We start from the raw sequence: 25195 nt of genomic DNA, 5'->3' as shown, positions 1-25195 counted from the left end.
GCTGGCCGCGCACTGAAAGATTTCCCATGCATCGTGTCTTGTGTTCACTGGTTTTGGCTCCCGTTTTGCTGGCGGGTTGCGGCAGCGCCGTGGTCAATCCTGTTTCCGGTCAGAGCGAGCGCTCCGTCATGAGCGAACAGGCCGAGATTGCAGAAGGACAAAAAGCCCACAAGCAGGTGTTGCAGGAGTATGGCGTGGTCAATGACGCCAGGCTGCAGGCTTATGTGAACGACCTGGGGCAAAAGCTGTCCAAGCTTTCGCACCGCAATCAGTTGCAATGGCACTTTACGCTGCTGGACAGCCCTGAGATCAATGCTTTTGCATTGCCGGGCGGCTACGTCTATGTCACACGTGGCATCCTGGCCTATATGGATAACGAGGCCGATCTGGCGGGTGTGATCGGCCATGAAATCGGCCATGTCACCGCACGCCATGGCGCACAGCGTGCGACCCGCGAGGCGGATGCCGGACTGGGTGTGCTGGCCGCCACGGTGCTGGGTGCGGTGCTGGAGAGTCAGGGCGTGTCGGGTGCGGGGCGCGTGGCCAGCCAGGTTTCTCAAACAGCCGCCTCGGGCTACATCGCAAGCTATGGGCGTGATCAGGAGTTGCAGGCCGACGGTCTGGGGGCCGAGTACCTGTCGCGCAGCAGCTATGACCCGCGAAACATGATCAATGTCATTACCGTGCTGAAGAATCAGGAGCGCTTTGCGGCTGATCAGGCGCGTGCCGACGGACGGGCGCCCCCGGCACAGAACAGCTGGCTGGCGTCCCACCCCAGCAATGATCAGCGCCTGCAGATGATCACCCAGTTGGCCGCCAAGTACCCGGTGCAGGGCAAGGGCGCGTACAGTGATGAAGGCCGTGCCCGCTATCTGCAGGCGATCAACGGCATGATTTTTGGAGAAACGGCCGACCAGGGGCTGACGCGGGGGCGCAATTTCTACCATGCGCCGCTGGGCATAGCCATCACCGCGCCAGGCAACTGGAAGATTCAAAACGACGCTGCCCAGCTCACACTGGTCAATGCCGAACGTGATGCTGCGCTGGTGGTTAAAACAGTTCCCGCCAAAGCGGGGAAAACCCATGATGAAGTGATTCGAACCCTTCTCAAGCCGGATCAAGGCCGCACCGATCGCCTGGTGATCAACGGCCTGCAGGCCACGCGCTTTGTGGGTGCTCGCAACAATGCTCAAGGCAAGGCGCAGGCCCTGGAAGTGACCCTGGTCAGCGGCCCGGGCAATACCATTTTTCTGCTGAGCTATACGGCCAAAGACGCCGCTGCCCTGCTGCGGGCGCGTCGCCAGTTACAGGAAGCCGAAGGCTCATTCCGAGCCCTGACCGCGGCCGACCGTGCTGCTGCGCGGCCCTGGGTCATCAAAACCGTACCTTACCCCCGCGGCGGTTTTGCCGAGATGGCGCGCAAATCACCCCTGGAAAATGCCGAGTCACAGTTGCGGCTGATCAATGGTTTCTATGGTGGTGGCGAGCCCAGGCCGGGGCAGTTGGTGAAAACTATTGATGCGTCTTGAATTCAGGTCCAATAGCGGGATGGAAAACGCAAACGACATTGACCAACGACTGACCGAGCTGGAGATCAAGGCCAGCTTCACCGAGGATTTGTTGGAGCAGTTGGATCAGGTCGTCATCCGTCAGCAGGCGCAGATCGATTTGCTGATCCGTGAGATTGCCAATCTTCGGCAATCCAGTACGGACGGGGGTGTTGGCGCGCCCCGCAGTTTGCGGGACGAGTTGCCGCCTCATTTTTAAAAATCAGGGACTCCGTGCTGTGAACGCTGTCGCGCCGACGGCGCCTTGTGGTGTGCGCAGGCGCGGTGCCGTCCTACACCGAAATGATGCATGGACAGATAAAATTTTGTTCTTGCATCGCATGTTGCGTTGACCCAATTAACAGGAAATCCTATGACCCATCTTGCATTACTTAGCCGTTCACTTGTCTTCACTCTGAGTGCTGTGGCCGTGCTGGCCAGCGGCTGCGCCGACATGAGTGATGCGCAACGCAGTGCCGCCATTGGCGCTGGCGTGGGTGCCTTGGCCGGTGCTGCGGTTGGCGACAGCAAGGGTGCCGCTGCCGTGGGGGCTGGTGTGGGTGCGCTGGGAGGCTACGTCTGGTCAACACAGATGGCCAAGAAAAAGGCGGCCATGGAGCAGGCCACAGCCGGCACCGGCGTGGCGGTGACGCAGACCGCTGACAACCAGCTCAAGCTGAATATTCCGAGCGACATTTCGTTTGACACGGGCCGCGCTGATATCAAGCCGAACCTGCATCCGATTCTTGACCAGTTTGCGCAAGGCTTAAGTGGCCAACCCCTTACCGAGGTTCGTATCGTGGGCCACACCGACAGCACTGGATCGGAGGCCGTCAACAATCCGCTTTCCATCAACCGTGCTGCCAGCGCGCGAGACTACCTGGTTGCACGCGGCGTGGAGAGTCGCCGCATCCTGATCGACGGTCGTGGCGAACGCGAGCCTATCGCCGATAACAGCACCGATGCCGGTCGCGCCAAGAATCGGCGTATCGAGATTTTCCTGGCCGAGCGCTCCGCCGTCCAGAAATAAGCTGTGACGCGGCGCCTGCTGGGGCGTCGTGTCCTTCAATCCGGCAGCGCCATCGCCCGATCAACACGTGCCTTCAACTCGGGTCCCGTGTAGTGGGTCAGGTCGCTGTCAACGCATCGCGTCAACACCTTGTGGGCGGCGGTGCTGAGGTGCGGTTTGATTTCACCGAGCATGGGGCTGGTGGCAATCAACACCAATTCATCCGACGGCCGTGCGAGTACGGTCTCATTGATGTACTTTGCGAGTTGTCGGGCAAACTGGTTTTGTTCTTTCGATCGCATATCGGTTTGCGGCTCAAACTGGGTGCCTGCATGTCCGGTGCGTCCGTGGCCTTTGCCAGCTTCGCCGGTCAGATCCGATGCGTCGCCCGCCGTAGAGATGTGCTGCTGCGCAAACACGAAGTCTGCAAGTTCGGTGAGGGCATGATCCGGGGCGCGGCGCTCAAAGCAGCGTGCGCGGTGCGCATCGGAGATCAAAACAAGTGCTTTATTCATGGTCGTGGCTTTCGTTGCTGGGTCAATACGTCAGGATTTCTGCCGGAAGTCGGCGATTCGAACCTTCAGCGTCTTCAGCGCCTGATCGAAGGATGTATTCAATTGATTCCATGACTCCCGCGTGGCGGACTTGAGCTCGGTCAGTTTGGCCTGCAGGTCGCGCAACTCGGCTTCCAAAATCTCGATTTCCTCGTTGAGTTTTGCTTGGGACTGCTGATTGGCTGTCTCGGCCTTGCGCCTGAATTCGGCAATCGACGCGCGCAGTTCATCCAGTTCTTTTTGCGCAGTTTGGGCAAGCGCGGTACGTTCGTCGGCCTTGACCGCGGCTGGATCGCTTGCCGCCGGGGGTTTTTGCAGCTCAGGCACTGGGGCTTTGATCTTGTCGCAGGCCGTTGTGGCCAGGGCGAGAGCAACGAGCACCCCCACTCCCCATAGAAATTTCATGATGCTGATCCTTTCACTGTGATCATGTGCAATGCAACCGTGGCTCATCTTTGCGGGATATCCGAAGCACATGGAGACTTAGCGAAATCTAGCCTCAAGCTCAGCCCGACCTTTTGCGAATCCTCAATGCCGGGCGGAAACCCTCCCCACAAAGGGGGGATCGAGGTGAGTTGTGCATCGCCGGATGCACCTTTTCGGTGATGTTGGAAAAACCTGTTTGGCTGTGTGGTGTCCCCATCTTGACACATGGGTGATTCCCCTTACGGGAAATCCCTCTGGGTCTGTCGTTCAAACGCTTGTACTCTGCGAGAGCCTTAACCCTTAGAAAATCAGGAGATGTTTTTATGAAGTCTGCGTTCAAGTTTGTGGTCGCTTCGGCCGCTGTTCTGAATATGGGAGTTGCGCTCGCCCAAAGCGGTGAAACAGTTCGGATCGCCCACATCGACCCCTTCTCGGGTCCCTTTGGCAATGTCGGGCAAAACCAGCTGAAAAGCTGGCAGTTCGTGGCGGATCGCGCAAGCGGCAAAAACGCGGCTGGCGTCAAATATGAAATCGTCGGATTTGACAACAAGGGCTCGCCACAAGAGAGCTTGAACTCGCTCAAGGCGGCTATCGACCAGGGCTTTCGCTATGTGACTCAAGGCAATGGCTCGGGTGCTGCCATGGCCATCATGGACGCCGTATCCAAGCACAATGCGCGCAATCCAGGCAAGGAGGTGATGTACCTCAACTATGCCGCGGTAGACCCAGCCCTGACCAACGAGCGTTGCGACTACTGGCATTTCCGCCTTGATGCAGACACCACCATGAAGATGGAGGGTTTGACCACCTTCATGAAGGATCAGCCTGATGTCAAGAAAGTGTATCTGTTGAACCAGAATTATTCGCATGGTCAGCAGGTGGCGCGCTACTTCAAGGAGGGCATTGCCACCAAGCGTCCCGATGTGAAGGTCGTGGGTGAAGATTTGCACCCGATTGGCCAAGTCAAGGATTTTGCGCCCTATGTGGCCAAGATCAAACAGTCTGGCGCTGACACCATCGTGACCGGCAACTGGGGTGCTGATTTGACGCTGTTCGTCAAGGCACTCAATGACGCGGGTCTCAAGATCCCGATGTACACCTACTATGCGGGCGTCACCGGTACACCCACTGCACTGGCTGGTGGCGGCGACAGCTCCGTGTACGTGATTGCCTATGGGCACGCCAACCACACAGGTGAACTCGGCGCGATCATTGCCGACTACAAGAAGAAATTCAACGACGATTTCTACACCTTTGCCACCTACAACGGCATCAACCTGATGAGTGCTGCGATTGCCAAGGCCAAGTCCACCGACCCGGTGAAAGTGGCTGCGGCTATGGAGGGTCTGACGATCAAGAGCTTTGCCGGTGAGGTGCAAATGCGCAAGACGGATCACCAGTTGCAGCAGTCCATGTTCGTCACCAAATGGCAAAAGGTCGACAAGAAGAACCCCTACAACGTGGAGAACACGGGCTGGACATTTGCTGCAGTCAAGCAGATGGATCCGTACGTTTCCAGCACGCCCACCAGCTGCCAGATGAAGCGTCCAGCCTGAAAACCAGGCTGGTAGTTTGGGTTTAGGCTGATCTCTGAGGGTTTGGGTGACTTGAGTCACATACGCGGCGATGAAAATCAAGCGTAATCAAGCCATCCACAACCCTCAAAGGAGTTCTTTATGAAATCAAACGTTGGCGGTATTGACCGCATCCTGCGCATCGTGATCGGGCTTGTGCTGATCGGCTTGGCGGCGACCGGCACCGTTGGCTGGTGGGGTTGGTTGGGTGTCGTGTTGCTGGCCACCGGTGCGATTGGCTGGTGCCCACCTTATGCCCTGTTTGGCTGGAGCACCTGCGCAACAAAAGGCAAGGCCTGAAAAAGTTCAGCCATAGCTATCAATTAGATAGCTATGGCTTCTTTTTTGGCGCGGACTAGAGGTTAAAAACAACCTTTATCCGGGTTCCTGAAATTATCCGGCATGGTTCAGGTGAATCAAGCCGGCTGGATGGCTCAAAGGGCGGCTTCAAGCACGCGACGGCTGACCTCTGGCGTGACGTCGCCGCGCTCGCTGAGCTTGGTCATGCCGTGCTCTTCCAACTGGCGAATCACCACATCAATTGCATCGGCCGCGAGGCCATAGGCGCTCAGACGCGTCGGGATGCCCATTCGTTCGAAGAAATCGCGCGTCTTGTCAATGGCGGCTGTGATGCGCTCGTCATCGGTACCGCTTTGAATGCCCCAGACGCGTTCACCGTACTGAAGCAGTTTGTGGTGCTTTTGGACACGGCGCTCATTCAGCATGGATGGCAATACGATCGCCAGCGTGCGGGCATGGTCGATGTTGTGCAAGGCGGTCAGTTCGTGGCCAATCATGTGGGTTGCCCAGTCTTGCGGCACACCAGCGCCAATCAGGCCGTTCAGCGCCAGGGTGGCCGTCCACATCAGGCTGGCTCGGTCGTCATAGTCGGGTTCGGTGGCGCTCAGCAGGCGTGGCCCCACTTCAACCAGGGTTTGCAGAAGACTTTCGGCAAACCGGTCCTGCACCGGTGCATTCACCGGGTAGGTCAGGTACTGCTCAACCGTGTGAACAAAGGCATCTACCACGCCATTGGCAATTTGCTGCGTTGGCAGGGTGTAGGTTTTGGTCGGGTCCAGCACCGAGAACAAGGGGAACACATGGCGGCTGCGAAATGGCAGCTTCGCGCCGATGTCGCGCCGGGTGATGACCGAGCCGTTGTTCATCTCCGAGCCCGTTGCGGGCAGGGTCAGCACAGTGCCAAAGGGCAAGGCGCTTTTGATATTGCTGCCGCGTTTGAGCAAAATGGTCCACGGGTCGCCTTCAAACGGCACAGCCGCTGCAATGAATTTGGCCGCATCGATCACTGAGCCGCCGCCTACGGCCAGCAAAAAGTTAAAATCACCCTCGCGCACCTGCTCGACGGCTTTCATGACGGTTTCAAAGCTGGGGTTGGGCTCAATACCGTTGAAGGTGCTGTTTGGCCGCGCGCCCAAGGCCTCGCGGACCTCGCCCAGCGTGCCGGTTTTTTCGGCACTGGCGCCACCCACCAGGATCAGTACCTTGGCATCTGCGGGTACCAGTTTGCCTATGTCGGCGATACGGTTCTTGCCAAAAACAATCTGTGTCGGGTTGTGAAAATCAAAGTTCAGCATGTCAGTCCTTGTGTCTAGGTGGGTGGGTTGAGGTCAGGGGCCAAGCAGCAGTTCGGTACTGCGCATGGCATGGTCAAACGGGCTGGCATTGCGCCGCAACTTGGCCAGCAGGCTGGCACCGAGCCACATTTCGTACAGCGTCAAGGCTGTAGCGTTGCTCTCCAGCGTTGCTGGTACAGAGCCATCCGCGCGGGCTTCGTCCAGGCATTGGGCGATGCGTTGCACCACCCGCTCCGTGCCATCGCGCAGTGTCACGCGCATGGTCTCGGACATATCGGCGACTTCGGCGCTCAGCTTCACAATCAGGCACTTTGTGCCGGCGCAGGCTTCTGCGTCCGCCTCCGGCCCAATGCCGCATTGGGTGACGTTCCAGTAAGACCAGTAACGCATCAGGCGCGTGCGCGCCGGTGTTGCATCTGCCGTGAGCAAGGCATCCAGGCGACGCAGGTAGCGCTCCATATAGCGGACCAGCAACTCTTCTCCAAAGCGCTCTTTGGAACTGAAGTAATGATAGAAAGAGCCTTTGGGAACCCCTGCTGCAGCCAGAATTTCGGTCAAACCTACGCCGACAAAACCTTTGTTCGCGATCAAACGCTCCCCGCAATCGAGGATGTGATTTTTTGGCGAGCGTTGATCAACAGACATACCGTGATTATCTACAAAGTAGACCAGTCGTCTATAGCTTGAGCAAGTAACCCCAGAATATTGGAGTTCATTGCGTCCCGACACCCGGGACGCAATGCCTGCAGCGGGTCCTCAGGTGCCGAGGATCTCGCCTCCCAAAGCGTTCAGCAAGTCCGGCAGCAATTTGCGCAGCTCGCCGGTGGCGATCGCTGTATCGGTGTCAAAGCCATCGTCCTTACCGCTGGATGCGCCCTCGAATACCACATCGAGAAAGGCCAACTTCTTGAGTTGCAGGCTCTCGGTGAGCACGAAGGACACCCGGCTGTCCCAGGTGAGCGCCAGTCGCGTCGGAAGCTTGCCCGCTTGCACGTGTTGTTTGACTTCCTCGTTGTCCAGGGGGTGGCGGGAATAGCGCACGACAGCCTTGGACTCGTCCGCGGCTTTGAGCTCACACTCGCGGTCCACACTGAACCCAGGCGGTGGCTCCTGGCTCACCAGCCATTCGGACATGGCTGCTGTTGGAGACACCTTGGTGTTGAGCAGCGTCAGTGCCAATCCATCAAGTGATTTCACCAACTCGGTCACTACCTCATCTGACTTGGCCTGGCTTCCCGCATCGATGATCAGTAGCTGTGCCTCACGGTCCATCCAGACTAAAACCGAGGACTGCTTTGTAAACGCCATGGGCATCAACTCAAGCTTGACATCTTCCTTGATCTCGCGAGTCTCCTTTTTGCCGGGTTTTCTCCCCGTGGTGGACTCGATCTGCGCAATTCTGTCCTTGGCTTTTCGGTTCACCACCGAGGAGGGCAGTGAGCGGGTCTCGATCATCAGCTTCAGGATCAACTGCCCACTTACTGTTTCCACCAGGGGGCCATGTGCTTCCCCGCGTGGCTCAACCCAGCCGATCGACTTTTCCTGGCTGGCACCGCATTCAACGAAGCGCTTGCCATCAAGACTTTCTTCCATCTTCTCGACAGACAACGACCACCCGGGCCCAATCCGATACACGATCACGTTCTTAAACACTTGCACCCTTTTATCGATTGAATAAACCAAAACAGCGCCAATCATCCCACCAAATCTGCGCGGAAATCTTCAACGCAACTTTACAAACTCTTAATCGAGCCTCACGCGGCCGTTACAGAGCCAGCGCACACTAAGTCTCAACCTGATGCCGGTTTTGAGCGTCAGACCTACATCGAAAGAAGCTCATATGAAATCAGTATTCAAACCCGTTCTCGTCGCCGCGATGTTGGCCAGCGCCGGCTTTTCCGCTTTCTCTCAAGCGCCCGCAGGGGCCGAGCGGGGCGCCATGATGGGCTCCACCATGCACGACAGTGGTCGCCATGCGCGCATGGGCAGGATGGACCCCGCAAAGATGCAGGCCTGGATGGATAAACGCAATGCCGAACTCAAGGCACGCCTGAAACTCACCCCGGCCCAGGAGGGAGCCTGGATTGCCTACACCAGCGCCATGAAACCGCCTGCCGAGCTGACATCCAAACGCACCGATCGCGCTGAACTCGACAAGCTACCCACGCCTGAGCGCATCGACAAAATGAAAGCCCTGCGCAACCAGCACATGACCGACATGACTGCGGCAATGGACAAGCGGGATGAAGCCACCAAGGCCTTCTATGCCGCGCTGACGCCCGAGCAACAAAAGGTGTTTGACGCCAATGCAACGCGTCACCATGGGCGTGAAGGTCGCAAGGGTGGCCCACGGGAAAGCAAACCTGCGGCACCCGTGAAGCCATAAAGCCGGCAACGACGCGCCGGCCCTTTTTCATTCAGGCCAGCAACTTTTTGAGCTCGCCGGTCTGAATCAGTTTCGCAAGGTCATTGGCCCCGCCTATCAGCACGCCCTTGACAAATACCATTGGTAGTGTCGGCCAGCCCGTCCACAGTTTGAGGGCGTTACGTTGACGCCAGTTGTTCAGGTAATTGCCATACTCGAGGTATTCGTAGGTGATCCCCGCCGCATCCAGCGTCTTGCGGGCTTTCTTGGGAAAGGGGTTCATGCCCATGCCCACCACCACAACAGCATGTTTGGCCACTGCCGCCTGGACCTCCCGGACAATAGCCTGCTCATGCGTGGCAATCTTCTCCCGAATGGCAGGGTGAATATGTGACTCGTCAAGAATGGGGCGTGGCATGGGGTGTCCGGAAGTGGTTTGAAGCCGCATTATGCGGTCGGTAGGGGCAAAGCCTGGCCAAGGGCGCGTGTTTGCCCTTGCGCCAAAGGGATAAACTGATTGCTCCCATGCAAACAATACCCCCCATGCCTCCCACCTCACCTGCATACCCTGAGCCAGCGGTGCGCACCATCACCTTGATGCAACCGCTGCATTGGCTCGCGCTGGCTTGGCGTGACATGCTGCGCTGTGGTTGGATCAGCCTTGCCCATGGCGTGGCCCTGGCTGTATCGGGTGCGGTCATCTTCGCCTTGGCCCATCATCGATTCTGGTTGCTGGCCGGGGCCTTCTCCGGCTTTCTGGTGGTGGCGCCGGTGTTGGCGACCAGCCTGTACGCCTTGAGTCGCGCCCTTGAGCGGGGTGAAACCGCAGATATCGGGGTGGTGCTGAAAACCTGGCTGAACTGGCAGAACAACCACTTCAATAAGTGGGGCAACGACTATTGGTGCTTGGTGCAATTCGGCGCCCTGTTGGCGCTGGCCGGTACGGGCTGGGTATTGACCTCGGCTGCCCTCATTACCCTGCTGTCGCCGGTGCCCATCAGTTCTCCTGCTGATTTTGTGCGGTACGTGGTGCTGGCCCGGGATGGCCAGTTGTTTGAACTCTGGTTGACTCTCGGAGGTGTACTGGCCGCACCGGTGTTTGCGTCCACCGCGATTGCCATGCCTTTGTTGCTGGACCGAAGGGTTGCCTTGATGGACGCGGTTTATGTCAGCTGGCGTGCGGTGCTGGCCAATCCCATGCCGATGGCGCTGTGGGCTGCGATCATCATGGCCTTGACCCTGCTCGGATTTGGTACGGCGCTGTTGGGCCTGGTGCTTGTGATTCCCGTATTGGGTCATGCGAGTTGGCATGCTTATCGTGATCTGGTGGATGTGTCGGGCTTGCCCGAGCGGGAGCCGCGCTGATGTTCGGTTATTCAGAAGAGCAAATCGCTGCTTTCGGCCTGACGTTTGGCGTGGGCGGCTTCATGCTGTACATGTTGTTCATCATCGGTCATCTGGCTTGGGAGTCCAAAGCCGGCAGATTCGGCACATTTGTGATCTTCCTGGGCCTGGCGTTCGGCATGACGGGCTTCGTGGCGAAGTACCTCATTCAATGGGCGATAGAACTCAAATAGCACTGCTTTCGCCAAGTCCAGGTCGCGACGCTAAGGCCGCCCCTGATACGTGCCAATGAGCTCAGCCCGGGCCAGGATGTGCCCTTGCATTGCTTTTTCGAGTGTCGCTTTGCCCGGGGATTGCAGATCACGCAGTCGGGCATCCAGCGCGAACAGCCGGTAGGTGTAGCGATGCCTTTCGCCGGATGAGCAAGGTCCGGCATAGCCGGGCCCACGCCAGTCGTTCATTCCCACCAGAGTTCCCGTCGGCAGTTCGCTGGCAGCAATGCCTTCGGCCAGCTCCTTTGTCTGCGCTGGCATGTTGTACAGGACCCAGTGCACCGACGGTACTTTGGCGCTTGGCGCATCGGGGTTTTCAAGCAGAAGAACCAGGGACTTTGCGGGGGTGGGCACGCCCTTCCATGAGAGCTGAGGTGACAGGTTATGCCCATCGCAGGTCTGACGCACCGGGATCATGCCCTTGTGACTAAAAGATCCGGCGCTAAGCACCATCGGCTCGATGGCGCTTGGGTGCCTGATTCGCTGCGGCCCGCCGGGCGAGCCCCCGGAGTGGAGGCCAAGTAGCAACAGCAATAGACCGGCCAAACCATCGGCGGGCATCGTCAGTAATTGGGCAGGCATGGCTCAACAGGTGTTCATGGATGACTTGAACGCAACTTTAGGCAGGAGCCCGGGGAGCCCCATTGAGAAACCGCAAGGCGTTTGATTCCGCCCTTTTTTAGACTGGCCACTGTCTGGTCCGAAGGAGTGGGGGCGTTGACAGTTTCCCTGTGCTTGGCCATGTAGAAGGAATTCCCTATGAACTCGTTAGAGGTGCCGCTGGCTGCACGCCGGCAGCGTTTGATGCTGCCCGGGGTTGTATCGGTTTCTAACTTGCCCCCGTACCGAATGGGCCCCTACCAGCTCAGGATCGTTGCCGCGACGCAGGAGATGTTTTCCGACAAGCGGCGCAAGGTCGAGACGGACTGGAATGCTGGCATCGTGCATATTCGCCGCGACCTGAAGGAGTCCTGTGCCCTGAGTCTGTTGACACGGCATCTGATCACCGCCATTCATTACCGCAGTGGCCTGAATGATTCGTCCGACGAGGAAAGCTACGCCCACTCCTGCGCCTCCGGACTGGTCGAACTGGCACTGGGACAACGAGAGTTCTTCAGCGAGTTTCTGACATTGATCGAAAAGCTGATCAAGCCGGGGGCAGGATGGCGCAACGCTTACCTGGCGCGCCGCGTGGTGTTGGCGCCCAAACGCGTCGTCTGCGGCGCGCGCGCCTGTACGATCCGTTTCATCGCCTCTGAGCGGTGCAATCGGGCAAATGCCTATGGTTTTTACACGGTCGGTCAGGGACTCATCGAACTCTCAGACAATCTTCGCGGCGCCAACCTTGCGCTGGTCGCGCTGCACGAAAAGCTGCACTTCATGCACGAATGCGCAGGCTTGAAGGACCAGTCGACAGAGGCCATGTTCAAAGCCACGCAGGCCAAACTCATTCTCAATAGCCTCAAAGACAATCCCGGCTACTGGCGGTGGTGGTTCTCGCTTGTGGCACACCCCGGCGGCCAGGCGGCGCCCTGGCTGTGAGGCTCAGCGCAGCTTCAGGAAAATCTGTTTTGTGTCTTCGCCATCACTGTGGGGGGTGTCTTCCTCGAAGCCCTGTTCCTTGGCCAGTTTGAGCATGCGTTCGTTGTAGGTCAGTACCGTCGCCACAAGTCGCTGCGTTCCCTGGGAACGCAGATAGGCGATGAGCTTCTCCATCAGCAGACGACCCAATCCGGTGCCTTTGAGTTCGGAGCGGACGATGACGCCAAACTCGGCATCCACATTGTCGGGGTCCGTCATGGCGCGGACCACGCCCAGTGTTTGAGGTTGGCCGTCGGGTCCGGGTGCCTGCGCAATAAACGCCATTTCCCGTGCGTAATCGATCTGTACCAGGCGTGCCAGTTCGGAGCGCTCCATGGTGCGCCGGCTGTAGAACACCCGCATGCGGATATCCTGGAGGTCAAGGTTTTGAAGAAACTCCATGTGCAGGGCCTCGTCTTCCGGCCGGATGGGGCGCAGACACAGCGCACGGCCCTGCCACTGCACGGTTTCCTCCAGCTCTGCCGGGTAGGGGCGTATGGCAAAGTTTCTGGCCCCGGCGGGTCCGCGTGCCTTGAGACGGATACGTGCATCCAGGGCCACGGCGCCTTCGTAGTTGACGATCAGAGGGTTGATGTCCAGTTCTGCAATCTCTGGAATCTCGGCCAACAATTGGGACACGGCCACCAACACCCCATGCAGGGCGGCCTCGTCCACCGCTGGTGTGTCGCGCCACCCGGCCAGCAGGCGCGACACACGGGTACGCGAGACCAATGCGCGGGCCAGTGGCACGTTCAAAGGTGGCAGGGCAATCGCCCGATCCGCCATCACTTCGACGGCAGTTCCGCCCTGGCCAAACAGAATGACGGGGCCAAACACATTGTCGATGCTGCTGCCGACAATCAGCTCCTGAGCGTGCGCGCGGCGCACCATGGCCTGCACGGTGAAGCCCTGGATACGTGCCTCGGGATGCTGTCGCTTGACGCGGGCCAGCATGGTTTTCGCAGCAACGCGAATGTCCCCCTCGTCCTGCAAATTCAGAGCCACGCCGCCGACGTCGGATTTGTGCGAGATATCATCCGATAAGATTTTCAAGACGACTGGAAATCCCATCTTCAGTGCAGCCTTCACGGCCGCCGCTGCCGTGGCGCGCACGCGCTGCGTGGGTACCACCGGAATGCCGCAGGCATCCAGCACCGCTTTGGCTTCGGGTTCGGTCAGCATCTCCCGCCCATTGGCCAGCGCTTCCTTCACCAGTGTCCTGATGGCTCCCGTATCGAGACGTTGGCCGGGCAGCAGTGCCGGAGGTGCTTCTGTTAGTTCAGCCTGATTGAGCCGGTACCGCACCAGCATGGAAAACGCGCGCACCGCTTGTTCAGGGGTGTCAAAGTTGGCAATGTCCGCATCCTGGAAGGTCTGGCGTGCCTGGGCCACGGCATGGTCGCCCAGCCAGCAGCTCATCAGGCGTGGCGGCGCATGTGCATCGTGCCTTGACAAGGGCACCAGGGCCTGCGCAATGTCGGCACTGGCCACAATGGCCGTGGGTGCATGGATGAACAGGATGGCGCCCGTCTGCGGATCGTCATTGAGAATCTTCAGTGCCTGCTCATAACGCGCCACAGGCGCATCACCAATGATATCTACCGGGTTGCCGTGTGACCAGTTGGGTGGCAACACGGCATCGAGTTTTTGCAGCGTTGCATCGCTGAATGTGGCCAGCTTCACACCGGCATAGGCGGCGGCATCGGCTGCCATGACGCCTGCGCCACCACCATTGGTCAGTATCGTCATGGCGTCATTGGCGTTGGTGCGAAAGCGTGACAAGGTTTGAGCCGCAAGAAACAGCTCCTGCAGGGTATTGACCCGCAACATGCCGGCCCGGTCGATGGCAGCCTCGAACACCATATCGGACCCCGCCAGGGCTCCCGTGTGGGAGGCGGCTGCCAGCTGACCCTGGGGAGAACGCCCGGACTTCACCACGATCACTGGTTTGTTGCGAGCCGCCGCGCGCGCAGCCGACATGAATTTTCGCGACGATTCGATGGACTCCACATACAACAAAATGGCCCGCGTCTTGGGGTCGCTGGCCAGGTAGTCCAGCATGTCGCCAAAGTCGATGTCGGCGTGTTCACCCAAAGAAACGAAATGTGAAAAACCAATGCCGCGTCCTTGTGCCCAGTCCAGCATGGCGGTCACCAACGCACCGGATTGCGATACAAACGCCAGTTCACCTGGCAGCGCATCAATGTGGGCGAAGCTGGCGTTCAGGCCGCGATGCGGTGTCAGCAGTCCAATGCAGTTGGGTCCCAGAATGCGCAACAAGTGGGGCCTTGCGGCATCCAGCATGGCTTTCTTTTGGACGTTGTCCATGCCCGCCGTCATCACCACCGCAGCTCGCGTCCCCAGCGAGGCCAACTCTGTAATCAAGCCCGCTACAGTGGCAGGTGGAGTACAGATCACCGCCAGCGAGGGCGCTTCGGAAAGGTCCCTGATGCGGGCCACGACAGGATGTCCTGCCAGCTCACGGTACTTGGGGTTGACTGCGTAAAGTCGCCCCTTGTAGCTGCCAGAACTCAGGTTGCGCCACACCGTTGCCCCAACGCTGCCCGGGCGCAGCGAGGCACCCAATACGGCGATCGAACCGGGATCGAAAAGCGAGTCAAGATTGCGAATGCTCATGTGCAGGCCCGTTTCCGGTCAACCGATTGGCCGTATGCCGATCAGCAGGCCGTGCAGCCACATGGCAAATGCCAGCCATGCAACTGTGCCGACCACGATCGTGGTGAGCGTGGCAGCAGCTGTGCCCGCCGGATAGGTCGTGCCGGCGGTACGGTCCCGTCGGCGGGCCGCACTGAAGTTGAGAACGGCCCACACCAGAAACGAGCCAAACAGAAGGACGTGTGCGATGTTGCCGTTGGCCAGCAAATGCGCCAATGCCCAGACCTTGACGCCCAGCACCATGGGGTGATGGACGCGCGCCTTGATGCTGTTGCGCGGGATATAAGCGGCTGTCAGCAGGACAAACGCAATCAGCGTCAGCAGCGACGCCGCGTGGCGCATGTCGGTGGGCGGACTCCAAAGTTGCACCGGTTGTTGCCGGGCCAGGCCAAAGCCCCAGACGATCAAGCCAAAACCCAGCACCGACAGCACTGAGTAGAGGCCTTTCCATGGCATTGCACCGATGCGTGCGCGCGTTCGGGTGCGCCAGTCATCGGCCACGATACGCACGGAATGCACGCCCAGAAAAATAATCAGACCGAGGATGAGATAAGTCATAAATGCTTTCTTGAAATCAGGAACCCAGCACGCGATTCTTGCCCGCGCGCTTGGCGAGGTACATGGCCTGGTCGGCCCGTTTGATGGCATCCGGGCCGGACTCGTCCGCCCCGAGTTGCGCCACGCCCGCACTGAAGGTGATCAGGACTTTTTCCGTACCGGCCAAAAAGAAGCGCTTGGTCAACTCCCGCTGCAATCGCGTCATGGCTTCGATGCCTCTGTCCAGCGGAGTGTCAGGCAGCAAGATCACGAATTCCTCGCCCCCGTAGCGGGCCAGAGTATCCTGCGGACGCATCACTTCGCGTGCCACCGAGGCCAGGTGGGTCAGCGCTACATCGCCCGTGGCATGGCCCAGGGTGTCGTTGAGTTTCTTGAAGTTGTCAATGTCCAGCAAGGCCATGCACAAGGGCGTGTCTTTGCGGCGCACATTGGACACCTCGCGATCCAGGGCCTCGTCCAGACCCTTGCGGTTGAGTGCCCCGGTGAGCGGGTCGTGGCGTGCCTGGGCGCTCACGCGGTCAAGTTCCTGATGCAGCTTGGCAATTTCTGCTTCCGTGCTCTGCACTCTTTCGCGCATGCCGCGCAATTCGTCGCGTGCCGTCAAGCTGTCGCGGGCCATGGTGCGGGTTGCGCCTACCACTTCCTTCAAGACCGGCGCAATGTCGGCGATGGTCTTGGCCTGTTCGATAAGGCGTGCGTTTTCCTCCATCTTGCCGTGGTAGACGCTGGTGGATTCGGTCATCTGCGACAGCCGCTCAATAAAGGTTCCCAGCATCTGGCGCATTTCCTCCTGCGCTTCCAGTGCCCGGCCTTTGGCTTCGGTCTGCTTGAAGATCACGTCCTTCAGTCGGCGCTCTACATCATCAAGGCGGCGCAGGGTCAGCGGCGGGGCCGACGCCGTCATCAGTGCGTCTATCTGGCCTTTGAGCCAGCGGTCGTCCAGACTGAGTTCGCCAATGTTCTCAATGATGAGGTGCAGCAGCTTGAGCAGTGTGACCTTGATCTCTGCCTGGTCTTCGGCGGCAAAAGAAAGCCGGTGCCCGAAATTGCCCAGCATCTGCTTCACCATGGGGAGATCGGCACCCGGTTGACGCATGGCTTTGAGCAGGGTTTGGGTTTGCTCTGCGAAGCGGGCGTCGTCGCTGCCCAGGGCGGGCATGGCGTATTCAATCAGACGCGCAATCTGTTCCAGAAAATCACCTGTCAGCGCAGGTGCGGGTGCATTCGCTGCGGGCGGCGCATTTTGTGTCAGCGCCAGCGGGACGGGTGCCGCAGCCGCACCGGGCATGGAGGGCGTGGGTTCGATGGCTGGCGGGCTGAAGCCGCCGTAAGCCATCAGGGCCGCCTTCACGCCCTCCCAGTTCAGCTGGCCAATGGCTGAATCCAGCAAGCCGCGTTGCCTTTGCTGGCCTGGCGTTTTGGTGGGCAGTGCCTGCGAAATGTCCCGCAGACGGTCTGCGGGGAATGGGGGTTCCGTGGGGACGCCTGCAATCTCGCTGTAAATCGCCTGGTAATTCGCTGGCGTGGGCGTCAGCTTGCGAACGGTCAGCTGCTTAAGCGTTTCGCGTGCGATTTCAAAAGGTTTCTTGTCACTCATTCTGCTTGCCTTGCTATAAATTACATAGCTTTATTTGCCGATTTTACGGAGGCTATAGCCATATTTGGCTACCAATCCTGTTCTCCGTCATGAATCCTGTCATTCTGGCTGAACGGACACTGACGGCCATGACCGCTTCACTGCGGACTCTACACGCACGAAGAGACACCGCAGTGAATCCCTGGTGGTAGCGTGATTTGAGGCATTCTGCCTCCTCAGACAGCCCGGAAACGGGAAAACTTGATTTGAAGCAATTTGCCTCCCGGTCTTCTACGCTAAAAAGATCGAATTGGCACCGTTTGGGAATCCTATGAAAAATGTCGTCAGCATCAGTTTGGGTAGCCGTGATCAGGACTTCGAACTCGCAGTCCCTTTCATGGGTCAGCAGATCAATGTGCGCCGTCTGGGGGCCGATGGCAACACCGCACGGGCGGTGAAGTTGCTCAAGCACTGGGAGAAAAATGCCGACGTTCTGGGGCTGGGGGTGCTGAAGGACAGTTACAACGTCGGGTCGCGCCGCTATATTGAAAAAGACAGTGCCCGCATGACCGCAGTCGTCAAGCGCATCCCGGTGACGACGGGCGGCCGTTTGAATGACATATTGCAGGAATGGGCCTTGCGCCACGTGCAGGTCAAACTCGGCAACTACTTCAATAACACCAAGGTGCTGTTCTTCTCGGGCATGACCAACTACAAGCTGGCCCAATGCATGATGGAGTACACGCAGAACCTCCAGTTTGCGGACCCCTTGCTGCAGCTTGGTGTACCCAAGCTCTTGACCTCGTTGAATGCACTGGAGCTCTATACCAGCGGGGCACACTATGTATCGGACTGGGCACTGCCGGGTGTGATGTCATCCGGACCGGTCAAGGAGTGGACGCAGTTTGTATTGCGAAAAGCCATGCAGAAGGCAACTGTCGTGGTCGCTGCCGTGCATGAACTCGACGAGTTTGGCGTGGAAGAATTGGCTGGCAAGACCATCATTACCTCCTCGGTCAACGATGAGCGGCTTCAGCGCTTCAGGGACAAGGGTGTGAACCTGGTGATCGATGGCTCTCCGAGCATGCATGAGCACGTCATGGGCCCCAATATTCTGGATGCCATGATCATTGCTGCAACCGGCAAGGCTCCCCAGGATCTGTTGGAGGACGATTACCTGGAAATCATCACTGATTTGCAGTTGGAGCCGCGCATCCTTTACCCCAATGGTTTCAAGCGCGTCAATCGCTTTGCATTCGTCATTCATCCCTTGTCGCAAGAGTATTTCAAACAGGTCAAGCCCATCGAGCTGCTTTCACAGGTGTCGCCGCCCGTATTCATGAACTCGCTGGAGAAGGTGTTGGCTTATGCTCCCCCTTTTGTTTATTCCAGGGTGAGTGGCATCAAGTCGCCCACTGGCGTGGAAGCAGAAGGGTGGCTGATCTCGGTTGGTGGGACCCCCAGGGAAATCATGGCCCACAGCCCCGAATTCACCTACCGCCGCTTGCTTGCCGCTGCCGACGTGGCGAAGCGTCTGGGGGCTCAGATCATGGGGCTGGGTGCGTTCACCAAGGTGGTGGGTGATGCGGGCCTGACGGTTGCCAAACGTGCCCCTTTGCCCATCACGACCGGCAATAGCTACAGTGCTTCCGGCGCCTTGTGGGCTGCGCATGATGCAGTGCTGCGCATGCGCCTGCTGGCCCCGCCGCCGAAAGGGCAGAAGGTCCAGTTCAAGGCCATGGTGGTTGGCGCGACCGGTGCCATTGGCTCGGTGTGCGCCCGCTTGTTGGCCACCACGGCTGAAGAGGTGTATCTGGTTTCGCCCGAGACAGCCAAGTTGCTGGCACTCAAAGAATCCATCCTGAAAGAGATGCCCGATGCGAGACTGTTCCTGTCTGCGCGTGCTGACCGGAACATCGCCGAGATGGACATGATCGTGACCGCCACGTCTGGAGCGGGCAAGAAAGTGCTCGACATCATGAAAGTCAAGCCTGGCTGTGTCATCACGGATGTGGCGCGCCCCTTGGACTTGCCGCCGCAAGAGGTGGCCAAGCGGCCTGATGTGCTGGTGATTGAATCGGGCGAGATTTTGTTGCCGGGCGATGTGCAGATGAAAAATATTGGCCTGCCCAAAAACGTAGCCTACGCCTGCCTGGCTGAAACCATTGTGCTGGCCCTGGAAGGGCGGTTCGAGAATTTCACGGTGGGCCGCGGCATCGAGTGGGAGAAGGTGCGTGAAATCTACCGCCTCGGCCTGAAGCACGGCATGAAGCTCGCAGCCATTTCAGGCGTGAACGGTGTGTTTTCTGACGCTGACATCGAACGTGTGCGCAAGCTGGCGCTCGCAGCGCGTGCCAAAAAGGTGCGGCCTGCCAAAGTGGCTCCGTCAGCCAGGCGGGCCAGTACGCTGCGCAAGAAGGCGTCGCCCAAACTGGCGGCTGTGTGATGTGCCTGCGGGGCGGGATTGCCACCTATTGCAATGCGTCGCAGTTTGTTTACACTGCAAATTCAGCGACAACTAATTGACTGGAGCTTTCATGAAACCCATTCTGGAACTTTTCAAAAAGCGCAGCGCCACGGTCTATCAGGTCGCGCCTACGGTCACCGTTTTTGAAGCCCTGCGGCTGTTGGCCGAATATGGCGTGGGTGCCATGATCGTCATGGACAAAGGGAAGCTGGTGGGTGTGGTATCCGAGCGTGATTACACCCGAAAGGTTGCACTGCAGGGGCGCAACTCCAAAGAAACGACCGTGGCGGACATCATGACCCGTGACGTCATATCGGTCACGCCGAAAACCGGTACCCGTACCTGTATGACTCTTATGAGCCAGAAGAAAATCCGCCACTTGCCCGTTGTGGATGGCACCAAGGTGCTGGGCATGATATCCATGCGCGACATCATGGATGACATCATTGCCGACCATGAGCAAACCATCGCACAGCTGACGAACTACATCAGCGGTTGAAGGCCCATTCTTCCTGTGGCTCCCGGCATTGACGGAAAAAGATTTTCAAAAGATTTTTCAACAAATCGATCAGGGCTTTTCGTGCGCCGACCTGTCAGCGTGTTGCGACTTTCGTTCGAACTTGATGTAATCAAAGTGCAAGTGATGCATGAACTCCCGCAGGATCAACAAGGCCGCAGCAAATGTCGGGTCATCCGGTATTTCCACTTGTGACGATGGCCTGCCTTCGGATCTGGCGGCAAGCTGGTTGAACAGTCTCTCTACCTGTTCAATAGTCAGGGTGTCCATCAACGCATCCGCGCAGCCCGCGATCCTCGCCATGGTGTGAACCACTTCATCCGTTGAATAAAGTGGCGCGCGTTCCAAGGCCATTTCCTGGGCACGTGTCACTTCGTCCTCAACGACCATGATGGCGTTCTCGATCTCCATCGGGGTTGGCGGATTGTGTTTGAAAAATTCGCTGGAAATCCGACGAAATCCGATATCTAGTACCAGCACCTGATCGGGCTCGATACCCATGCCGGCTGCGACACAGGTTCGATCGTCGCCGATGTGCAGGAGCACCATGGAGGTGGCTGGTGACGCATTCCTGCGAATGGCTGCGTAACTCTGACGAATGGCATCTGGCATATCAAGTCCCTGAAGTGATGCCCTGTAACCAGGACAAGAAGCCCGTTTGACTGTCCGGGCGCTGTGCTCAGAAAGGAACCCAAATCCGGCAATGATGCTTCTCGCCGCCACCCAATCCACGCAAGGGTACCACTTGGGTGGGGGCATCGGCATCGGCTGTTTCGTCAGGAACCTCAACTCCAGGTCAGTGCCATCACGCAATCCCCCATGCGTAGGACTCCATGGACAAAACGCCGTTGGTGATGCCGCCTTGCAGCAGGGTCACTTCATCCCCCTGGGTGAGTGCCCCCATGGCGACCAGGAGGGGAAGAAAATGTTCTTCGCTTGGATGCGCCCGTTCGGCGTGGGGCGCCTCAGCACGGTAGTCGATCAATGATTGAAATCCCTTGGCGCGCACAGCGGTCTGCACCCAGGCGGTGAATTCCTGGGCATAGGCTTCGGGTTGGACGCCCGATTGGCGGTACTCGTACAGGTTATGCGTCATGCTGCCGGAGGCCACAATAAGTACACCCTGGTCGCGCAGCGGTGCCAGTGCCTGACCCAACTTGGCCGCCGTCGCGGTGCTCAAGTTGAAAGGCATGGAGACCTGAAAAACCGGCACTTTGGCCTTTGGCAGCAAGTGCATCAGTGGCACCCACGCACCGTGGTCCAGGCCGCGACGGTCATCACTGGCTGCAGCGAAGCCAGCCACCTGCAGCAGCCGCACCGCCTCGTCAGCCAGCGCGGGCTCACCTGCAACCGGGTACTGCAAGGCATACAGACTGGACGGAAATCCGCCAAAGTCATGCACGGTCTCTGGCCGCGCGGTGCGCATGACCATCACATCCTTTGTCTGCCAGTGAGGTGACACCACCAGCACCGCCTTGAGTTCAGGCAGTTGCGTGCCCAGGGTGCGCAGCCGGGGGCCCAGCAGCCCGGGCTCAATGGCAAAGGTGGGTGCCCCATGCGAGATGAAAAGGACGGGCGTTTTGGCTGTGGAGGTCATGGCGATTCCAGTCGTTTGTTGTTAGTCTGAATTAACGTTCGTTGCGCGCATCCAGGCTCCAGGCACCCGCGCCGTTGGCCGCCAGTGCCAGCAAACCGCCCACCACCGCAATGTTCTTGAAGAACAGCAGCTGTGTGACAAATGCCTGGTCAGCCGGCACCGCCCAGTAGGCGTGAAAGAAGAAGCTGGCGACCAGCGTAAATGCCGCCAGAATCAGGGCCGCAAGCCGGGTACCGAATCCCGCCAGCAGTGCCAGGCTACCCAGGATTTCAACCGTTAGCGCCACAACGGCACCCAGGGTGGCGAGCGGCAAGCCCACTGACGAGATGTAGCCCACGGTGCCGGCAAAGCCGGTGAGCTTACTGATGCCCGCAGGAAGGAAGAGCGCCACAAACGACAGGCGCGAAGCCAAGGTGAGGCTATTTTGAAGGGTCTTGGACATGATGGTTTCCTGAAAATGAAATGGGTTGATGGATGGAGATGTACGGTTGTTCTGCAAGCCTTAGGCGCTTGCAGATGTCGGGTCCTTGTTCAAGTGCGCCTGATCCAGGTCGGCGCAATCGATGTGCCCAGACCTGCGCCGTAGCCCAGGTAAATATTGAGCCCAGCCAACGGCTCCAGATAGCGAGCATTCTTCAGGCCACCGGCATCCACCGTGTCAAAGCCCATGCTTTCGGCCAGCGCCTTGGCCGTCTGCTTGGCGCGCTCGCTGTCACTGGCGACAAAAACCGGAACGGTTTGACCGTTGCCAAAATCAGCGCCGTCGACCAGCACTTGGGCAAATACGGTATTGAATGCTTTGACAACTTCCGCCGCTGGGATGGCCTTGGCGATTTCTTCCGCAGCAGAGCTGCTGTGACCCAGGGTCAAGCCCATGAAGTCGGCCGTCAGGGGGTTGGTGATGTCGATGACAACCTTGCCACTTAAGTCTCCGATACTTCTGAGCGCATGGACGGCATCGGCATAGCCGGTGGCCAGAATGAGCACATCCGCTTGAGCGGCTGCATCGGCGCTAGCCACGGCCGTGGCACCGGTGTGGGCGGCCGCCAGCGCCTGCGCTTTTTCAAAATTGCGTGCGCTCACACTGACCTGGTGGCCTGCACGCGTGAGTTGTTTGACGAAGGCTGCGCCCATGTTGCCAGCGCCGATAACTGTTACTTTCATGATGACTCCTTTGGGTTGCTTGAATTTGTCTGTTGCAGACACTGCACTGGCTGGACCGAGTGTGTTTTGCAGTGCATGGGGTAGACTTTATTGAATTATTTAAAGAAGATAAACATCGATAAATATGATTAATTGTTTCAACTGGAGGATCAATGGATCGATTTCTTGAAATGCAAACCTTCAATGCGGTGGTGGAGGCGGGCAGTTTTGTCAAAGCGGCCGATGCGCTGGCGATGTCCAAGGCGGCGGTCTCGCGCTACATCGTTGATATGGAAGCCCGTCTGGGCGTGCGCTTGCTGCACCGCACAACCCGACGGCTCTCACTGACCGACGATGGGCAGATTTTTTATGTCCGCAGCAAGGAACTGCTGGCTGAACTGGCAGAGGCTGAAGATGAAATCACTTCCCGTAGTGGCGCCGCAAGCGGGTTGTTGAGAGTCAATGCCCCGTTTACCTTTGGCGTTCTGCATTTGGCACCCCTGTGGGGGGCTTTCCGGGCCCAACATCCCAAGGTCAAACTGGACGTGACGCTGGCGGATCGCCTGGTCGATTTGGTCGATGAGGGGTATGACGTGGCCATCCGCATCGCCAACCTGGAAAATTCGTCATTGGTGAGCAAGAGGCTGGCGACTACACGCATGGTGCTGTGCGCATCGCCGCAGTATCTCAAGCTGCACGGCACGCCAAAGCACCCCGGCGAACTGGCTGACCATGCCGTGATTTCCTACAGCTACTGGTCGACCAAAGACGAGTGGCACTTCACGGGCCCTCTCCTTGAAGCCGTGAGTGTCAAAACCAATCCATGCATTCATACCAACAACGGGGACACCTGCCGAGCGGCGGCCCTGGCCGGCCAGGGCATTATCTTGCAGCCTAGCTTCCTGGTGGGTGACGATTTGGCCGCTGGAACCTTGGTTGAATTGATGCCTGAGTTTCGATCACTGGAGCTTGGCATTTATGCGGTTTATCCAACCCGCAAACATGTTTCGCCCAAGGTTCGAGCGCTCCTTGATTTTTTAACCCATCACTTCGCCCAACCGGGGATGACTTGGTAGACGGTCAAGAAAAAGCAAAAAGCAAAAAAATGGAGTTGATGTCACCATCGAACTCCATTTTTTCACTCTAGGGCAAGGACCCGTGCTTGAGTTTTTCAGTCACAGAGCGCCCGACAATGTAGGTAGTCACATAAGTTGAGAAACGGCCGCTCTCTTAAAAGAGTTCAGCCAACTGGCATAAGCTGAGACAGTCGCACCCATAACCTGAAAAACCCAGCACTGAATCGCTACGGGGACCACCATCGGCGTCAGTGCACACCGTGGTCTCCCATTGACACGCTCCATCAAACGAGGAAAACTGGTCAGGCAATCGTCAATGTTTATACCTTTTTGCAGGTGTTTCCAATTGAAATTCGCGCGGCGTAACGCTCTTCCACGGTATGCCAGCTCCTTGCAGGTGTGACCGATGGAATGCTTAATGGCGCTTCTCGCTTTGCCCCAAATTTTGTTGCCCCCGCGTCGCGGGCTGGCCTTGAAACTCGTGTTGCGCTTCTAGAAGTACAAGTTGATATGGTCATCCGACTGCAAACCATAGCCTTTGCAAGTGCTTTCTCCAGATAAAAATTAGTTTTCAAATGTTGAAACGACACGACCTGTCACTCACCAGATGAATACTGCAGTTCATTAAAACTGCTCAATAGGAGTGAAATCATGTTCTGGCTAGCAATCATTGGTCTCGGAGTGTCATTCGCCTTCATAAAACTAGGCGCACTGTCGGTATGGGTTGGGATATTGGCAGCAGGCATAAAGCTAGCGCTGCTCGTCATCACTGGTCTTGTGGCCGTGCTGATTTGGAGGAAGACTTTTGGTTCAAAAAGCTGAGCGCCGGGTTGCGAGTGGTTTGCTGTAAATAGGAGCATTGAGCCAAGTCAAGCTCAATGCTCCACTTTGGAGCCAATCCCACTAGTATCATCTTGCAAACAGGTGCGTAAACCGCAAAGAACATTTCAAAATGGGGGTACATATGTCAGTCGGCGTTAAGGCATTCTTGAATGTCAGGAAACTGCATCCAGCAGGAATGCTTCTGAGTCAAATGGCTCAGGCTATTCAAGGCATTTACAACATGGGCGCCGCGGTCAATGAGTTCATTGACGAACACATCGACGCGATGAAGAAATCTGAAAATCCGACCGTTTCCAAAACGGGCCGGGTCCTGGAAATGGCGAAGTTCGGGTTCGGTCTTGGATATTTGAGCTCAGTCACCATCATTGCAACTGGACTGTTGATTTTCATCCAATCTTGACCCCGGTTTTTCATTCAAACCTGACCCCACTCGTTGCAGTTTAACCCCCTGCATTTGGGTTGTGGATAAGTTTTA

General features: G+C 58.0%; 28 protein-coding genes. 14 read left to right on the top strand and 14 right to left on the bottom strand.

Annotated features, from left to right (window positions below; translation table 11 throughout):
• Positions 1-26 precede the first annotated feature (26 nt).
• The 3 genes from IV109_RS18630 (at position 27) to IV109_RS18620 (ending at position 2577) form a co-directional block, all read left to right on the top strand.
• On the top strand, positions 27-1529 hold the full coding sequence (locus IV109_RS18630; RefSeq protein ID WP_296700474.1) for a M48 family metalloprotease: 1503 nt from the start codon (positions 27-29) through the stop codon (positions 1527-1529).
• A 19-nt stretch (positions 1530-1548) separates the two neighbouring features.
• Positions 1549-1767 (top strand): SlyX family protein, encoded by a 219-nt coding sequence (locus tag IV109_RS18625; protein ID WP_296700472.1) that lies wholly within the window; start codon positions 1549-1551, stop codon positions 1765-1767.
• A 153-nt stretch (positions 1768-1920) separates the two neighbouring features.
• Positions 1921-2577 carry an OmpA family protein gene (locus IV109_RS18620; RefSeq protein WP_296700466.1) on the top strand — a complete coding sequence of 219 codons (657 nt, stop codon included), beginning with the start codon at positions 1921-1923 and terminating at the stop codon, positions 2575-2577.
• 35 nt (positions 2578-2612) lie between these two features.
• Here IV109_RS18620 and IV109_RS18615 read toward each other — a convergent pair whose 3' ends face one another.
• Positions 2613-3071, bottom strand: coding sequence for a host attachment protein (locus tag IV109_RS18615; protein ID WP_296700463.1), 459 nt, complete (start codon positions 3069-3071; stop codon positions 2613-2615).
• A 30-nt stretch (positions 3072-3101) separates the two neighbouring features.
• Positions 3102-3437 carry a hypothetical protein gene (locus IV109_RS18610; protein ID WP_296700460.1) on the bottom strand — a complete coding sequence of 112 codons (336 nt, stop codon included), beginning with the start codon at positions 3435-3437 and terminating at the stop codon, positions 3102-3104.
• A 422-nt stretch (positions 3438-3859) separates the two neighbouring features.
• Here IV109_RS18610 and IV109_RS18605 point away from each other — a divergent pair, with 422 nt between their 5' ends.
• Together IV109_RS18605 and IV109_RS18600 are read left to right on the top strand one after the other, a co-directional pair.
• Positions 3860-5092, top strand: a complete 1233-nt coding sequence (locus tag IV109_RS18605) for a branched-chain amino acid ABC transporter substrate-binding protein (protein ID WP_296700455.1) — start codon at positions 3860-3862, stop codon at positions 5090-5092.
• Positions 5093-5212: 120 nt separating this feature from the next.
• Positions 5213-5410: a DUF2892 domain-containing protein gene (locus IV109_RS18600; RefSeq protein ID WP_296700454.1), complete on the top strand. Its 198-nt coding sequence runs from the start codon at positions 5213-5215 to the stop codon at positions 5408-5410.
• 134 nt (positions 5411-5544) lie between these two features.
• On the opposite strand, the gene IV109_RS18595 is transcribed toward IV109_RS18600, so the two are convergent.
• From IV109_RS18595 to IV109_RS18585, 3 genes are all read right to left on the bottom strand, one after another.
• Complete coding sequence (locus IV109_RS18595; protein WP_296700452.1) at positions 5545-6705, bottom strand: iron-containing alcohol dehydrogenase; 1161 nt, start codon at positions 6703-6705, stop codon at positions 5545-5547.
• 33 nt (positions 6706-6738) lie between these two features.
• Positions 6739-7350, bottom strand: a complete 612-nt coding sequence (locus IV109_RS18590; RefSeq protein ID WP_296700449.1) for a TetR/AcrR family transcriptional regulator — start codon at positions 7348-7350, stop codon at positions 6739-6741.
• A 111-nt stretch (positions 7351-7461) separates the two neighbouring features.
• Positions 7462-8358: a recombination-associated protein RdgC gene (locus IV109_RS18585; protein ID WP_296700446.1), complete on the bottom strand. Its 897-nt coding sequence runs from the start codon at positions 8356-8358 to the stop codon at positions 7462-7464.
• Positions 8359-8545: 187 nt separating this feature from the next.
• Between IV109_RS18585 and IV109_RS18580 the strand changes: the two genes are divergently transcribed.
• Entirely contained in the window at positions 8546-9091 is a 546-nt protein-coding gene (locus IV109_RS18580) for a Spy/CpxP family protein refolding chaperone (RefSeq protein WP_296700443.1), read from the top strand.
• Positions 9092-9122: 31 nt separating this feature from the next.
• Here IV109_RS18580 and IV109_RS18575 read toward each other — a convergent pair whose 3' ends face one another.
• A complete protein-coding gene (locus IV109_RS18575; RefSeq protein WP_296700440.1) occupies positions 9123-9488 on the bottom strand; it encodes a glutaredoxin in 366 nt (121 codons plus the stop codon).
• A 125-nt stretch (positions 9489-9613) separates the two neighbouring features.
• On the opposite strand from IV109_RS18575, the gene IV109_RS18570 reads away from it, so the two are divergent.
• Entirely contained in the window at positions 9614-10435 is an 822-nt protein-coding gene (locus tag IV109_RS18570; protein WP_296700438.1) for a DUF2189 domain-containing protein, read from the top strand.
• Positions 10435-10647 (top strand): DUF2788 domain-containing protein, encoded by a 213-nt coding sequence (locus tag IV109_RS18565; RefSeq protein ID WP_296700435.1) that lies wholly within the window; start codon positions 10435-10437, stop codon positions 10645-10647. The genes IV109_RS18570 and IV109_RS18565 overlap by 1 nt, the downstream gene beginning before the upstream one ends.
• A 30-nt stretch (positions 10648-10677) precedes the next feature.
• Here the strand turns inward: IV109_RS18565 and IV109_RS18560 are convergent, their stop codons facing one another.
• Positions 10678-11268, bottom strand: coding sequence for a YbhB/YbcL family Raf kinase inhibitor-like protein (locus IV109_RS18560; RefSeq protein WP_296700433.1), 591 nt, complete (start codon positions 11266-11268; stop codon positions 10678-10680).
• 177 nt (positions 11269-11445) lie between these two features.
• Here IV109_RS18560 and IV109_RS18555 point away from each other — a divergent pair, with 177 nt between their 5' ends.
• The gene (locus IV109_RS18555) at positions 11446-12228 is read left to right on the top strand and encodes a hypothetical protein (protein WP_296700430.1); all 783 of its coding nucleotides are present in this window, start codon (positions 11446-11448) and stop codon (positions 12226-12228) included.
• A gap of 3 nt (positions 12229-12231) precedes the next feature.
• On the opposite strand, the gene IV109_RS18550 is transcribed toward IV109_RS18555, so the two are convergent.
• The 3 genes from IV109_RS18550 to IV109_RS18540 are packed head-to-tail and all read right to left on the bottom strand — an operon-like array spanning position 12232 to position 17098.
• Positions 12232-14904, bottom strand: coding sequence for a bifunctional acetate--CoA ligase family protein/GNAT family N-acetyltransferase (locus IV109_RS18550; RefSeq protein WP_296700427.1), 2673 nt, complete (start codon positions 14902-14904; stop codon positions 12232-12234).
• 18 nt (positions 14905-14922) lie between these two features.
• Positions 14923-15501, bottom strand: coding sequence for an NnrU family protein (locus tag IV109_RS18545; protein WP_296700424.1), 579 nt, complete (start codon positions 15499-15501; stop codon positions 14923-14925).
• A gap of 16 nt (positions 15502-15517) precedes the next feature.
• The gene (locus tag IV109_RS18540) at positions 15518-17098 is read right to left on the bottom strand and encodes a GGDEF domain-containing protein (RefSeq protein WP_296700421.1); all 1581 of its coding nucleotides are present in this window, start codon (positions 17096-17098) and stop codon (positions 15518-15520) included.
• Between the two features lie 310 nt (positions 17099-17408).
• Between IV109_RS18540 and IV109_RS18535 the strand changes: the two genes are divergently transcribed.
• Both IV109_RS18535 and IV109_RS18530 read left to right on the top strand, forming a co-directional pair.
• A complete protein-coding gene (locus tag IV109_RS18535) occupies positions 17409-19523 on the top strand; it encodes a dehydrogenase (RefSeq protein WP_296700416.1) in 2115 nt (704 codons plus the stop codon).
• Between the two features lie 91 nt (positions 19524-19614).
• Positions 19615-20043, top strand: coding sequence for a CBS domain-containing protein (locus IV109_RS18530; protein ID WP_296700413.1), 429 nt, complete (start codon positions 19615-19617; stop codon positions 20041-20043).
• A gap of 69 nt (positions 20044-20112) precedes the next feature.
• On the opposite strand, the gene IV109_RS18525 is transcribed toward IV109_RS18530, so the two are convergent.
• From IV109_RS18525 to IV109_RS18510, 4 genes are all read right to left on the bottom strand, one after another.
• Entirely contained in the window at positions 20113-20673 is a 561-nt protein-coding gene (locus IV109_RS18525) for a hypothetical protein (RefSeq protein WP_296700411.1), read from the bottom strand.
• 193 nt (positions 20674-20866) lie between these two features.
• Positions 20867-21658 carry a class III extradiol ring-cleavage dioxygenase gene (locus tag IV109_RS18520; protein ID WP_296700408.1) on the bottom strand — a complete coding sequence of 264 codons (792 nt, stop codon included), beginning with the start codon at positions 21656-21658 and terminating at the stop codon, positions 20867-20869.
• A 31-nt stretch (positions 21659-21689) separates the two neighbouring features.
• Positions 21690-22100 carry a DoxX family protein gene (locus IV109_RS18515; RefSeq protein WP_296700405.1) on the bottom strand — a complete coding sequence of 137 codons (411 nt, stop codon included), beginning with the start codon at positions 22098-22100 and terminating at the stop codon, positions 21690-21692.
• A gap of 89 nt (positions 22101-22189) precedes the next feature.
• The gene (locus IV109_RS18510) at positions 22190-22822 is read right to left on the bottom strand and encodes an NAD(P)-binding domain-containing protein (protein ID WP_296700402.1); all 633 of its coding nucleotides are present in this window, start codon (positions 22820-22822) and stop codon (positions 22190-22192) included.
• 152 nt (positions 22823-22974) lie between these two features.
• On the opposite strand from IV109_RS18510, the gene IV109_RS18505 reads away from it, so the two are divergent.
• From IV109_RS18505 to IV109_RS18495, 3 genes are all read left to right on the top strand, one after another.
• On the top strand, positions 22975-23877 hold the full coding sequence (locus tag IV109_RS18505) for a LysR family transcriptional regulator (RefSeq protein WP_296700399.1): 903 nt from the start codon (positions 22975-22977) through the stop codon (positions 23875-23877).
• Positions 23878-24528: 651 nt separating this feature from the next.
• Complete coding sequence (locus IV109_RS18500) at positions 24529-24699, top strand: hypothetical protein (protein ID WP_296700396.1); 171 nt, start codon at positions 24529-24531, stop codon at positions 24697-24699.
• A gap of 142 nt (positions 24700-24841) precedes the next feature.
• Positions 24842-25120 carry a hypothetical protein gene (locus tag IV109_RS18495; RefSeq protein ID WP_296700393.1) on the top strand — a complete coding sequence of 93 codons (279 nt, stop codon included), beginning with the start codon at positions 24842-24844 and terminating at the stop codon, positions 25118-25120.
• The last annotated feature ends 75 nt before the right edge of the window (positions 25121-25195 follow it).

It is taken from the genome of Rhodoferax sp. (genome assembly GCF_018780565.1).
In the GTDB taxonomy this organism is placed as follows: domain Bacteria; phylum Pseudomonadota; class Gammaproteobacteria; order Burkholderiales; family Burkholderiaceae_C; genus Rhodoferax.
The sequence above is the reverse complement of the archived record's forward strand: the minus strand, read 5'-3'. Positions and strand labels throughout refer to the sequence as shown.

What these genes read in the sequence shown, in the direction of transcription:
- IV109_RS18630 (WP_296700474.1), top strand. Translation starts at nt 27, where the DNA reads ATGCATCGTGTCTTGTGTTCACTGGTTTTGGCTCCCGTTTTGCTGGCG.
- IV109_RS18625 (WP_296700472.1), top strand. Translation starts at nt 1,549, where the DNA reads ATGGAAAACGCAAACGACATTGACCAACGACTGACCGAGCTGGAGATC.
- IV109_RS18620 (WP_296700466.1), top strand. Translation starts at nt 1,921, where the DNA reads ATGACCCATCTTGCATTACTTAGCCGTTCACTTGTCTTCACTCTGAGT.
- IV109_RS18615 (WP_296700463.1), bottom strand. Translation starts at nt 3,071, where the DNA reads ATGAATAAAGCACTTGTTTTGATCTCCGATGCGCACCGCGCACGCTGC.
- IV109_RS18605 (WP_296700455.1), top strand. Translation starts at nt 3,860, where the DNA reads ATGAAGTCTGCGTTCAAGTTTGTGGTCGCTTCGGCCGCTGTTCTGAAT.
- IV109_RS18600 (WP_296700454.1), top strand. Translation starts at nt 5,213, where the DNA reads ATGAAATCAAACGTTGGCGGTATTGACCGCATCCTGCGCATCGTGATC.
- IV109_RS18595 (WP_296700452.1), bottom strand. Translation starts at nt 6,705, where the DNA reads ATGCTGAACTTTGATTTTCACAACCCGACACAGATTGTTTTTGGCAAG.
- IV109_RS18590 (WP_296700449.1), bottom strand. Translation starts at nt 7,350, where the DNA reads ATGTCTGTTGATCAACGCTCGCCAAAAAATCACATCCTCGATTGCGGG.
- IV109_RS18580 (WP_296700443.1), top strand. Translation starts at nt 8,546, where the DNA reads ATGAAATCAGTATTCAAACCCGTTCTCGTCGCCGCGATGTTGGCCAGC.
- IV109_RS18575 (WP_296700440.1), bottom strand. Translation starts at nt 9,488, where the DNA reads ATGCCACGCCCCATTCTTGACGAGTCACATATTCACCCTGCCATTCGG.
- IV109_RS18570 (WP_296700438.1), top strand. Translation starts at nt 9,614, where the DNA reads ATGCCTCCCACCTCACCTGCATACCCTGAGCCAGCGGTGCGCACCATC.
- IV109_RS18565 (WP_296700435.1), top strand. Translation starts at nt 10,435, where the DNA reads ATGTTCGGTTATTCAGAAGAGCAAATCGCTGCTTTCGGCCTGACGTTT.
- IV109_RS18560 (WP_296700433.1), bottom strand. Translation starts at nt 11,268, where the DNA reads ATGCCTGCCCAATTACTGACGATGCCCGCCGATGGTTTGGCCGGTCTA.
- IV109_RS18555 (WP_296700430.1), top strand. Translation starts at nt 11,446, where the DNA reads ATGAACTCGTTAGAGGTGCCGCTGGCTGCACGCCGGCAGCGTTTGATG.
- IV109_RS18550 (WP_296700427.1), bottom strand. Translation starts at nt 14,904, where the DNA reads ATGAGCATTCGCAATCTTGACTCGCTTTTCGATCCCGGTTCGATCGCC.
- IV109_RS18545 (WP_296700424.1), bottom strand. Translation starts at nt 15,501, where the DNA reads ATGACTTATCTCATCCTCGGTCTGATTATTTTTCTGGGCGTGCATTCC.
- IV109_RS18540 (WP_296700421.1), bottom strand. Translation starts at nt 17,098, where the DNA reads ATGAGTGACAAGAAACCTTTTGAAATCGCACGCGAAACGCTTAAGCAG.
- IV109_RS18535 (WP_296700416.1), top strand. Translation starts at nt 17,409, where the DNA reads ATGAAAAATGTCGTCAGCATCAGTTTGGGTAGCCGTGATCAGGACTTC.
- IV109_RS18530 (WP_296700413.1), top strand. Translation starts at nt 19,615, where the DNA reads ATGAAACCCATTCTGGAACTTTTCAAAAAGCGCAGCGCCACGGTCTAT.
- IV109_RS18525 (WP_296700411.1), bottom strand. Translation starts at nt 20,673, where the DNA reads ATGCCAGATGCCATTCGTCAGAGTTACGCAGCCATTCGCAGGAATGCG.
- IV109_RS18520 (WP_296700408.1), bottom strand. Translation starts at nt 21,658, where the DNA reads ATGACCTCCACAGCCAAAACGCCCGTCCTTTTCATCTCGCATGGGGCA.
- IV109_RS18515 (WP_296700405.1), bottom strand. Translation starts at nt 22,100, where the DNA reads ATGTCCAAGACCCTTCAAAATAGCCTCACCTTGGCTTCGCGCCTGTCG.
- IV109_RS18510 (WP_296700402.1), bottom strand. Translation starts at nt 22,822, where the DNA reads ATGAAAGTAACAGTTATCGGCGCTGGCAACATGGGCGCAGCCTTCGTC.
- IV109_RS18505 (WP_296700399.1), top strand. Translation starts at nt 22,975, where the DNA reads ATGGATCGATTTCTTGAAATGCAAACCTTCAATGCGGTGGTGGAGGCG.
- IV109_RS18500 (WP_296700396.1), top strand. Translation starts at nt 24,529, where the DNA reads ATGTTCTGGCTAGCAATCATTGGTCTCGGAGTGTCATTCGCCTTCATA.
- IV109_RS18495 (WP_296700393.1), top strand. Translation starts at nt 24,842, where the DNA reads ATGTCAGTCGGCGTTAAGGCATTCTTGAATGTCAGGAAACTGCATCCA.